General features: G+C 64.5%; 10 protein-coding genes. 8 read left to right on the top strand and 2 right to left on the bottom strand.

Features of this window, described 5'->3' with window-relative positions:
* The first annotated feature begins 481 nt into the window (after positions 1–481).
* From rpmH to MWM45_RS17585, 8 genes are all read left to right on the top strand, one after another.
* Positions 482–619 (top strand): 50S ribosomal protein L34, encoded by a 138-nt coding sequence (gene rpmH, locus MWM45_RS17620; protein WP_022892375.1) that lies wholly within the window; start codon positions 482–484, stop codon positions 617–619.
* Positions 620–701: 82 nt separating this feature from the next.
* Positions 702–1,085, top strand: a complete 384-nt coding sequence (gene rnpA / locus MWM45_RS17615) for a ribonuclease P protein component (RefSeq protein ID WP_247827578.1) — start codon at positions 702–704, stop codon at positions 1,083–1,085.
* Positions 1,015–1,440 (top strand): membrane protein insertion efficiency factor YidD, encoded by a 426-nt coding sequence (yidD, locus tag MWM45_RS17610; protein ID WP_418909709.1) that lies wholly within the window; start codon positions 1,015–1,017, stop codon positions 1,438–1,440. The genes rnpA and yidD overlap by 71 nt, the downstream gene beginning before the upstream one ends.
* A 2-nt stretch (positions 1,441–1,442) precedes the next feature.
* Positions 1,443–2,405, top strand: coding sequence for a membrane protein insertase YidC (yidC, locus tag MWM45_RS17605; RefSeq protein ID WP_247827576.1), 963 nt, complete (start codon positions 1,443–1,445; stop codon positions 2,403–2,405).
* Positions 2,402–2,959 (top strand): Jag family protein, encoded by a 558-nt coding sequence (locus MWM45_RS17600; RefSeq protein WP_247827575.1) that lies wholly within the window; start codon positions 2,402–2,404, stop codon positions 2,957–2,959. The genes yidC and MWM45_RS17600 overlap by 4 nt, the downstream gene beginning before the upstream one ends.
* Positions 2,952–3,620: a 16S rRNA (guanine(527)-N(7))-methyltransferase RsmG gene (gene rsmG, locus MWM45_RS17595; RefSeq protein WP_247827574.1), complete on the top strand. Its 669-nt coding sequence runs from the start codon at positions 2,952–2,954 to the stop codon at positions 3,618–3,620. Before MWM45_RS17600 ends, rsmG begins: the two co-directional genes overlap by 8 nt.
* 306 nt (positions 3,621–3,926) lie before the next feature.
* Positions 3,927–4,814, top strand: coding sequence for a ParA family protein (locus tag MWM45_RS17590; protein ID WP_082046160.1), 888 nt, complete (start codon positions 3,927–3,929; stop codon positions 4,812–4,814).
* 514 nt (positions 4,815–5,328) lie between these two features.
* Positions 5,329–6,426 (top strand): ParB/RepB/Spo0J family partition protein, encoded by a 1,098-nt coding sequence (locus MWM45_RS17585; protein WP_336296704.1) that lies wholly within the window; start codon positions 5,329–5,331, stop codon positions 6,424–6,426.
* Between the two features lie 2,570 nt (positions 6,427–8,996).
* Here the strand turns inward: MWM45_RS17585 and trxA are convergent.
* Both trxA and trxB read right to left on the bottom strand, forming a co-directional pair.
* Positions 8,997–9,323 carry a thioredoxin gene (gene trxA, locus MWM45_RS17580; RefSeq protein WP_247827572.1) on the bottom strand — a complete coding sequence of 109 codons (327 nt, stop codon included), beginning with the start codon at positions 9,321–9,323 and terminating at the stop codon, positions 8,997–8,999.
* Positions 9,324–9,350: 27 nt separating this feature from the next.
* The gene (gene trxB / locus MWM45_RS17575) at positions 9,351–10,385 is read right to left on the bottom strand and encodes a thioredoxin-disulfide reductase (RefSeq protein ID WP_418909779.1); all 1,035 of its coding nucleotides are present in this window, start codon (positions 10,383–10,385) and stop codon (positions 9,351–9,353) included.
* Positions 10,386–10,572 lie beyond the last annotated feature (187 nt).

Raw genomic sequence — 10,572 nt, 5'->3', positions numbered from 1 at the left:
GAAGACCCCTCTTGGCTGTGCTTCCAGTCGAAAATGTCCGTCATCCACAGAGTTGTGCACATGGCGTGGATAAACGGACCAGAGGCAAGACTAGAGGATGAAAAGTACAGAAGATAGCGGACTGGCGCGGGTCGCGGGCCCCTGTGAGGTGTGGTGGGCGAGCACGGCGGGGGTGCGTGTAGGGTGATTCGAGTCCCGGTTGTCCACAGGGCGGTGGAAAACTCGTCCACAGGCTGTGCGCCGGCTCCCAGCCGGTCGTCCGCCACGAGTTTGACGCCCGTCGACGCTGTCCCCTACCGTTATGTAGTCCAACATGTCTGCATTTCGCATGCCATCACAGGTGTTCCCGGGTACTAAGAGGCCTCGGGATGTGACAGCTCTTCCCGCGAATGTCGGATGTACACCTTCATCGCGTCAGTCTGTTCTTCCCCCTTGTTGCAATGGGCCGGACGCATCTCAAGATCGTTCTGGAGTAACTACAGTGAGCAAGCGGACTTTTCAGCCGAATAACCGCCGCCGTGCCAAGAAGCATGGTTTCCGTCTTCGCATGCGCACCCGCGCTGGTCGTGCCATCCTGTCGGCGCGCCGCGGCAAGGGCCGTACCGAACTCTCGGCATAAGCGGTTCCTCCCTCGCCATGCATCCTTCGGATGATCGCGTCGGCATGGGCTTCCCTCCTTCAGCGAGGATCAGGTCAGCCCCATGCTCCCGATGATCCACCGAGTGAGAACGGCAGCGGATTTTGCACGTACCGTACGTTCCGGCGCCCGATCAGGGCGCCGGAACGTTGTGCTATACGGCGCAAGGACCACGGAGACCGCCCCGTCGAGGGTCGGATTCATCGTCGGCAAGAACGTGGGGAACGCTGTCACACGCAACCTCGTTAAACGGAGGCTGCGCCACCTGGCGGCGGAGTGGGTCGACGCGAATCCTCGCGGGTACGACTTCGTCGTCCGCGCTCTACCGGCGTCCGCCGAGAGTGACTGGCCGGCCCTGACCAAGGATTTCGCGAGCTGTGTGTCCACGGTCGCCCGGAAGCTGGGGGCCTGGAACCACCGGGAAGGCAGGGCGGAGTATCGTGAGTGAGGTCGCTCTCCGAGTGCTGGCCTTCGTCGTCGGGATCCCACGCCTGACGGTGATCGGCTTCCTGATTGCGTACCGGAAGGTCGTCTCTCCGTTGTACGGGCCGGTGTGCCGGTTCTACCCGAGCTGCTCGGCGTATGCCCTCGAAGCCGTGACCGTCCATGGATTCCTGCGCGGAATATGGCTCGCCTCCAGGCGACTGATGCGATGCCACCCCTGGAACGCCGGCGGTGTGGATCACGTCCCGCCGGGTGGCAGGCGTTTCCGCGAGGGGAACGTGCCAGCGATAGTTGTGTTGAACCACCCGGTGATTCCGGCCGATGACGAAAGCCGCCCCGCGGCCCGAGGAGCAGACTGATTATGGGTTTTTTTGAGACGATCCTGACACCGTTCAGGTGGCTCGTGTCGTGGATCATGTTCATGTTCCACGAGGGCTTCACGTTCCTCGGAATGAATCCCGCATCCGGGTGGACCTGGGTGCTGTCGATCATCGGCCTCGTCGTCGTCATCCGCGCCGCACTCATCCCGGTCTTCGTCAAGCAGATCAAGGCGCAGCGCGGTATGCAGGCGCTCCAGCCCGACCTGCGCAAGCTGCAGCAGAAGTACAAGGGGAAGACGGACCAGCTCTCGCGTCAGGCGATGACGCAGGAACAGATGGCCCTGTACAAGAAGCACGGGACGAATCCGTTCGCCGCATGTCTGCCGATCCTGATCCAGATGCCGTTTTTCTTCGCCCTCTTCACCGTGCTCAACGGGATCTCGCGGGCCAGCGAGGACAACGAGGGAATCGGTGCGTTGTCGCCGGAGTCCGTCCGGCAGTTCGATGATGCGACGATCTTCGGCGCCCCCCTCTCGTCGACATTCCTCGGCAGCTTCGGCGCCGACGGGAACATCAGCGTCATCATCCTCTCCGTGGTCATGATCATCGCCATGACGGCGTCGCAGTTCATCACGCAGAAGCAGATCATGGCGAAGAACATGTCCGAAGAGGCCATGCAGAGCCCGTTCATGCGTCAGCAGAAGATCATGCTCTACATCCTCCCGCTGGTGTTCGGCATCGGTGGCATCAACTTCCCCATCGGTGTGCTGGTCTACTGGACCACGACCAACGTGTGGACCATGGCGCAGCAGTTCTACGTCATCCGCAGGATGCCCACTCCGGGATCGCCCGCCGCCAAGGCCCTCGCGGACCGGCGCGCCAAGAAGGGCCTGCCTGTGGCCCCGCTGCTCGGGGAGCGGAAGACCGAGCCGGTCGCGGAGACGGTGCCGGAGCCCCGAGGCCAGCGTGTTCAGCCCCAGCGCAAGAAGAGGAAGAGGCGATGACGGTAGACAACGAAGAACAGACCGCCGGCCACGAACCGGAGCCCGACGACGACGTCGCGGCCACCCCGGCGAGCAAGGCATCACGCCTCGACGAGGAGGGTGACGTCGCGGCGGACTACCTCGAGGAACTGCTCGACATCGCGGATATCGACGGAGACATCGACATCGAGGTCCGCAGCGGCCGCACGTACATCTCGATCGTGTCCGAGGATGCATCCGACACCGGGCTCAGCTCCCTCGTCGGGCGCGACGGCGAGGTGCTCGAGGCCCTGCAGGAGCTGACACGGCTCAGCGTGCTGACCGCGACCGACGCGCGGTCGCGGCTGGTCCTGGACGTGGACGGCTACCGGGACCGGCGCGGGCGTGAGCTGACGAAGATCGCGCAGGACGCCGTCGAGAAGGTCAAGGAGACCGGGGAGGACATGGCATTGACGCCGATGTCAGCCTACGAGCGGAAGATCGTGCACGACGTCGTCGCCGATCTCGGCTTCCTCAGCGAGTCCGAGGGTGAGGGACAGGCGCGGCACATCGTGATCTCCCCCAGCGATGACTGATCCTGCCCGTACGGATGCCGGAGCCCCCGAACCGACGGCCGGGGAGCTGACCGCGGCTTCAACCGTCTTCGGTGACCGGCTCGGACTGGCCCGCGGTTTCGTGGCTCATCTGGCCTCGTCAGGTATCGAACGCGGGTTGTTGGGGCCGAGGGAGGTGCCTCGTCTCTGGGGGCGTCATGTCCTGAACTGCGCCGTCGTGGCAGAACTCATGGAGGCTGATGCCTCGGTCGTCGATGTCGGCAGCGGCGCCGGGTTGCCCGGGCTGGCGATCGCGATCGCGCGACCGGACCTGCACCTCGATCTGGTCGAGCCGCTCGAGCGGCGCGTCATCTGGTTGAAGGAAGTCGTGGACGATCTCGCCCTGGGCAACGTGACGGTGCACCGGGCGCGCGCCGAGGAGATGGCGGGCATCCTGCACGGCGACTACGTGACTGCGCGTGCGGTGTCCGCTCTCTCCACCCTCGCCGGGTGGACGATCCCCCTGACGAGGGCCGGAGGCCAGGTCCTCGCGATCAAGGGACGGAGTGCCGGCGAGGAGATCGACAAGGCCCGTAAAGTGATCCGGAAGCTCGGCGGAGGATCGGCGGAGATCGTCACGGCCGGCGCGGACGTCCTGGAGGAGCCCACGACGGTTGTGCGGATCCCGGTCCGTCCTGCCTGATCTTCCGCCCGCCCCCGTGGTGTCACCGTCCCGTGCGGCACGGGTTATCCCGTTACCCTTGTAGATAACGACGTCTGGCATGTGAGAGTGAGCTACTGAGTGACCATCAAGGACGCCCCCGCGAAGAAGTCCGAGCCATTGCTGGCTCCCGGACGCCCTCTTACCGTCGGATTGCGCGAAATACAACCGGGACAGTTTTCAGATCCGGCAAATACCGGAGTGCTTGTTTCACGTGAAACCACGACTCACGCGTCGGACTCCGTCGGCTCCCCTGCGACGAAGAAGCCGGTGAAGGGCAACAGCGTGATGGAGGCGATGGATGACTCCTCGCCCCTGGGGCGCGAACTCGCGAGCGAAACCAGACGCCGCGAGAAGCTCCTGGGCAAAGAGCTCCCCCGACCGAAGAGCACGCGGATCATGACGATCAGCAACCAGAAGGGCGGGGTGGGCAAGACCACGACGACGGTCAACATCGCCGCCGCCCTCGCAACAGCCGGCCTGCAAGTGCTGGTGATCGACATCGACCCCCAGGGCAACGCATCGACCGCCCTGAACATCGATCACCATGCCGATGTGGACTCGATCTACGACGTCCTCATCGACGACGTCCCGCTGGGTGATGTCGTCGCTGCGTGCCCGGACGTACCGAATCTCATCTGCGCACCGGCCACGATCCACCTGGCCGGTGCGGAGATCGAGCTGGTCTCCCTCGTCGCCCGCGAGCAGCGTCTGCGCCGTGCCATCGAGGTGTACGCCAAGCAGCGCCAGGAGAAGGGTGAACCGCGGCTGGACTTCGTCTTCATCGACTGCCCGCCCAGCCTGGGACTGCTGACGGTCAACGCGTTCGTAGCCGCCAAGGAAGTCCTCATCCCCATTCAGTGCGAGTACTACGCGCTCGAAGGGCTCAGCCAGCTCCTGAAGAACATCGAGATGATCCAGAAGCACCTCAACGCCGATCTCTCGGTCTCGACGATCCTCCTCACGATGTACGACGGACGCACGAATCTTGCGGCCCAGGTGGCGGCGGAAGTACGCGAGCACTTCCCCCAGCAGGTGCTGAAGGCGGTGGTCCCGCGTTCCGTCAGGATCTCGGAGGCACCGAGTTACCAGCAGACCGTCATGACGTACGACCCCTCATCCAGTGGTGCCCTCTCCTACCAGGAAGCCGCGGCTGAGATCGCTTCGCGGTCCTGATAACGGCCGATCAACGGTCCGCTGGGCCCGCAAGACGTAGAGCCGGAGCTTCGCTCCGAATCGTGGAAGGAATGACATGGCGGAAAAGCGGCGTGGCCTGGGCCGGGGACTGGGCGCCCTGATCCCCAGTGCCCCAGCTGAGGAGACCCCCGAGACGATCGAGCGCGAGCGGGCGCCTGAGAAGCGCGCGGCCCGCGAGCCGGACGACGCCCCCATGTCCCGGAAGCAGGGGGGACGGCCGGTGGACCTCTTCTTCGAGCGTGTCACCGAGGACGACGTGGCAGAGCAGCCGCGATCGTACTCGTCGGCCCTCCGCAGCGGAATCAACAAAAACGTCCTCGACGCGCAAACCAAACGGGTTGCGAAGACATCGTCGAGAAAACCGACCGGCACCGCCGAATCCTCGCGCGGAGCAAAGTCGCCCGGTAAGGAGGACGCCGCCGCCGCCGAGGACGCCGTGGAGAATGCGGCGCACGCGGTCGAGGACGCCCCTCGATCCCGCAGAACGGGTGACCTGGACCCGGCGCTGGATGTCCTCTCCTCCGGAGACGACGCGACGGACGTGCGGCCTTCCGGCGGGACAGATACTCGGCAGGACAGCACGGAGGAGTCTGCAGGCCTTCCCAGCCGGCGGGGTGCCGTGGTCGTTCCTCCTGCGGTCGATGACACGACCGCTGATCCTGGCGCTGCCACGCAGGACTCGTCGGTCGGCGTTTCACGTGAAACAAGCGAGAAGCCCGCCCCGGCCCCGGCGCCGGCCAGTGGTGCAGCGCGTGCAGAAGGTGAACTCGTGGAGGTGCCCGGTGCAACGTTCGCCGACCTGGCGCTCGACAGCATCCACCCGAACCGCAAGCAGCCCCGTACCGAGTTCAACGCCGATGAACTCGCGGAGTTGGTCCACTCGATCCGCGAGATCGGCGTGTTGCAGCCGGTGGTGGTGCGCCCGTCGAAGGAAGTAGGGGACGCTCCTTACGAGCTGGTCATGGGCGAGCGGCGCCTGCGGGCGTCACGCGAAGCAGGGATGGAGACCATCCCCGCGATCATCCGGTCGACGCTGGACGACGACCTTCTCCGGGACGCCCTGCTCGAGAATCTTCACAGGAGTGCCCTCAATCCCCTGGAAGAGGCCGCTGCCTACCAGCAGCTGCTCGACGACTTCGGATGTTCGCATGACGAGCTGGCCGGTCGGCTCGGTCGCTCCCGCCCCCAGATTTCCAATACTCTTCGGTTGATGAAGCTCCCACCCCTCGTTCAGCGCCGCGTGGCTGCGGGGATCCTCTCAGCGGGGCACGCGCGTGCCCTGCTCGGCCTCGCGGAACCTGCGGAAATGGAGAAGCTGGCGCAAAGGATCGTCGCCGAGGGATTGTCGGTCAGATCCACAGAGGAGATCGTGGCCCTGAGCGGCGGGCTGCGACGGGCAAGCAAGCCCTCCACTCCCAGGGATGGCGCACGCCATGAGCGCCTGGATTACCTTGCCACGTCTCTGTCCGACCGGCTCGATACCAGTGTGAAGATCACACTGGGCGCAAAGAAGGGCCGCGTGAGTATCGAGTTCGCGAGCGTCGATGATCTCAACAGGATCATCGGCGTGCTGTCTCCCACGAACGACTGACGCCTTCCAGCAGCATGAGCGACTCCCAAGGGGGCCTGTTTCACGTGAAACAGGCCCCCTTTTTGTCTTTTCCGCGGATCGGCGGCGTCTTGGCAATGTTTCCACGTGATTTACCCGCAAAAAGCTGTCTCTACCGGCGGACGATCACGACTTGCGGGTGCTGTTGCTCGATGGCCCAGGTGAGACTTCGGCCCATCGGCGACAACGTCCGTGGGAAAGGTGCACCGACGGAGGGATGTGGGATTCCCGTCATTCTGGATGCGGCAGGCAAGTGACGTGCTTCAAACGCTGCGTAGTTGTAGTGCGTGCTCTCATGTCGGCTGCATCGAGTCCGGGGCCCTACTACCTGTCTCCCTGGAGGGCTTGTGTGGCCATGTTTCACGTGAAACCGTCCAACTGTTGGCAGCTGCAGCGCCGTCAGGCGGCGATAAGGTGCCTTCGGGTTCTGCGCATGGACCGGAGGCGCACCGGGCGCTATGGTCTTACAACCGCGCCTAGGGTCGGTGGACATACTCACGACACCAGGTGACGAGCCGTTCGGACGAGCAGTAGGACACCCGATATCGATGATGGTCATGGCCGCGGCCAGGACTGGGTGCAGGCCTACTCGATGGTCGTGGCTCAAGCGCAATGGGGCGTCGTTCTGCGGGCGTGTTGCGTAACTGCGACGCAGCATGTGCGGCGAGCTCCACGCGCAAGGAAGAACGTTTCACGTGAAACACAGCCCTAAGGTCCGTGACACCATAGGGTGGTCGATCGCTTGTGGTGGTCGGGGTGCTGGACGGCGGCAGGCAGGAAGAACTGTCGACATGCGGGCCGGCAGCATCTGTCTGCTGCGGTCGAGATTGCGCGTGCTGCGCGCCGGAGCCTGACGGCGAGCCGTGCGGCCCCGTGGTCCGGAAGTCCACCCGTTCGCTGTCCGCGACGGTGCGGCGAGGCAGTAGGACTACCGCAAGACGCCCATGGAGTGCCACACGGCGCAGGTGGAGGCCCGCGGTCATCCTACAGCAAGGGAGCTGAGTTCGATGTTTCATGTGAAACATCGAACCGGCACGGAGGAGAGTGTTTCACGTGAAACCTGGATGGGCAGGCCGCGTGAATCAGTGCCTGTCCCCAGGCATGGGGCAATGAGGCGCCACGGCGCTGGTGGAGCGTGGACTGTACGACGGACGGGCGGCAGGCCTCCCGTGAAGAGCGGCTCCGTGGTGCGGTCACGAGGAGCTGAAGCGACTGTACAATCACTCGCGATAGGTAGGCCAACTGTCCAGTGCTGCATCGACATCTTCCTTCGAGGTCCTCCAAGGCTCTCCACATGCTGGTTCCGGTCGGCATCACGACGATGAATCAATGGTAATCGGTCGAATTGAGTTTCTAATTTCCGGGCAACCCTTCATAAGTCGTCAGCTCGTTCGAAGGCGTCCGTAGACTGGTACCCGGTTTCGGGATCGGCGTCTGTCGTTCACCCCCGGTGAGCGAACGCGTCCGTTCGGAGGATCAGCCGGTCCTGGTCGACTCCAGCCCGGGGGCCGCCGGTAGAGCGCACAGAGGATGTGCGATTGCGCATGATCCTCCGGATGCCACCTTTGTCTCGGCGATCAGCCCTGGATCTCGACCGGCGCACCGACCAAGCGGCTGTCGGTACGGAAACCGCCGGGTTCGGCTCGATAAGGCGTACACATGCGGTTAAGGGGCACTTCAGGTGTGGAGGCCCGTCGACTGCGCGTGGGAGAAGTGCCTGCCAGGAGATGTAGGCCATCCGCTTTTCCACCTGAATGCTGTTTCACGTGAAACACCCGGCCGGGTCGAAGGCCCTGCAGTTCACCGTCAGCAATGGCATGGAGGAAGCCGGTTCGCGACCAAGAGCTGGAATGGGGACCGGCCGGCGCGGGAGCGGGTCTCGCAACCCGCATCGACGCCGATCCGGCACCGGCACCGGCGCCGGGCGTCGAAGCCGATGCGACGTCGGGAACGGAGCCGATCCGGACTGAGACCGGGCCTGGCGCCCACTAACCCGTGGGGCATTGAATCACCTGATGCACGGTGACAGAGGGTGCGCCAGGTCGTGTCGTTCGGATCGCGGAGCGGCATCTTCGCGACACTCGACCGTCTGCAGCCCTCCAGGCATCGGCAGCCGGTTGTTGGAATAGAAATCAAACTATTGAAGACGATTGCCGGGTTCTATGAGGTCGAGTCCGACTGTTTCACGTGAAACGGTATGCGGGGGGCGGGTCCCAGGGGCGGGCCAGGGCCGTTCGACACCCGTCGGGCGACCCCATCGAGCAAGACCGTCACGTGAGGCCATCGAGTGGACTCCGAAGGCCGCGACATCTCAGCGACCGGTGTCGCATGACCCGGGATCCTTCGCTGCTGTACCTGCGGCAGGAGGACCTCCCGTGGCCGATCCATGAGCCGCATCGGCCCTGGGTTATAACGAGGGATCCCCGGGTCGAGGGAGGGCTGCCATGTGGCTGGGAGTGACCAGCGGATCCGGAGAAAGAATCTCCTCACGCCGGACACGTAGAAAGGGGCCCGTCGGATCGATCCGACGGGCCCCTCCACCTACTGGGCGATCAGTTGATGAACGCCGCGAATTCCTGCTCGAGGACCTGCTTCGGCTTGGCGCCGATGGAGGTCGCTGCGACCTCGCCACCCTTGAAGACGTACACCGCGGGAATCGACGTGATGCCGTACTTGGCAGCAATACCCGGGTTGTCGTCGACGTTGACCTTGACGACGTCGATCTTCTCGCTGTGCTCTGCTGCGATGTCGTCGAGGATCGGCGACAGCATGCGGCAGGGGCCGCACCACTCGGCCCAGAAGTCCACGATGACGGGCTTGGTGGCCTGCAGGACGTCAGCGTCGAAAGACGCGTCGGTCACATCCTTTGCGTTGCTCATTGTGTTGCTCCTTGCGTAGTTGATCGATCAGAGAGTGGCTGATTCGGAGACCGCTTCGGCCGGAGGGGTGGGGACCCTGGCGGCCGTGAGGGCTCCGCTGACCGTGTCGGCCAGATAGTGCTCCACGTCGAGGGCTGCGACGCAGCCGCTGCCTGACGCGGTGATCGCCTGGCGGTAGGTCGGATCGATGACATCACCGGCGGCGAACACACCGGGCAGCGAGGTCTTCGACGTGCGGCCCTGGACGGCGATGGTGCCCTCGCTGGTCAGCTGGAGCTGGTCCTTGACGAGGTCCACGCGCGGGTCGTTCCCGATCGCGACGAAGATGCCGGTGACGTCGACGTCGCTGGTCGAGCCGTCGATGGTGCTCGCGACCTTCACCCCGGTGACCTTGTCGGCACCGTGGATCCCGACCACCTCGGAGTTCCAGAGGAAGCGGATCTTCTCGTGGGCGAAGGCCCGATCCTGCATGATCTTCGACGCGCGGAGGCTGTCGCGGCGGTGGATGACTGTGACGGAGCGCGCGAACTTCGTCAGGAACAGAGCCTCTTCCATGGCGGAGTCACCACCACCGACCACGGCGATGTCCTGGTCCCGGAAGAAGAAACCGTCGCAGGTTGCACACCAGCTCACGCCGTGCCCTGACAGCCGCTTCTCGTCGTCGAGGCCGATCTCGCGGTATTCGGAACCGGTCGAGATGATGACCGCCCGTGCGAAGAACTCCTCGCCCGTGGCGATGGTGAGCTTCTTGATGTCACCGGAGAGTTGTGCGGAGACCACGTCCTCGTAGAGGATCTCGGTACCGAACCGGCGGGCCTGCTGTTCGAACTGTTCCATGAGCTCGGGGCCCATGACACCCTCCGGGAAACCGGGGAAGTTCTCGACGTCGGTGGTGTTCATGAGTTCCCCGCCGGCCTTGACGGAACTGGCGATCATGAGGGGCTTGAGGTTGGCCCGGGCGGTGTAGACCGCGGCGGTGTAGCCGGACGGCCCGGACCCGACGATGATGACGTCGTGGATCTTGTGTTCACCGCCGGAAGGATCCGCCGTGGGTGTTTCCAGCTGGACATCGGTGTGCGTTGTCACGTGTTCGGAAGACCTTCCTGTCTGTTCCTGCGCTGATACGGCCGTGCCGGGCGTTCTCGGGGGACACCTCCCACAACGGAACCGCTGGTGCGGTTATTCCGCGGGGGAAGGGTGCCCGGGCTCGCTCCGATGCGTGCTCCACAGGATCGCGGAGCACGCGCCG

Origin of the sequence: Arthrobacter antioxidans (assembly GCF_023100725.1) — a bacterium.
Taxonomy (GTDB): Bacteria; Actinomycetota; Actinomycetes; order Actinomycetales; family Micrococcaceae; genus Arthrobacter_D; species Arthrobacter_D antioxidans.
The sequence above is the reverse complement of the archived record's forward strand: the minus strand, read 5'-3'. Positions and strand labels throughout refer to the sequence as shown.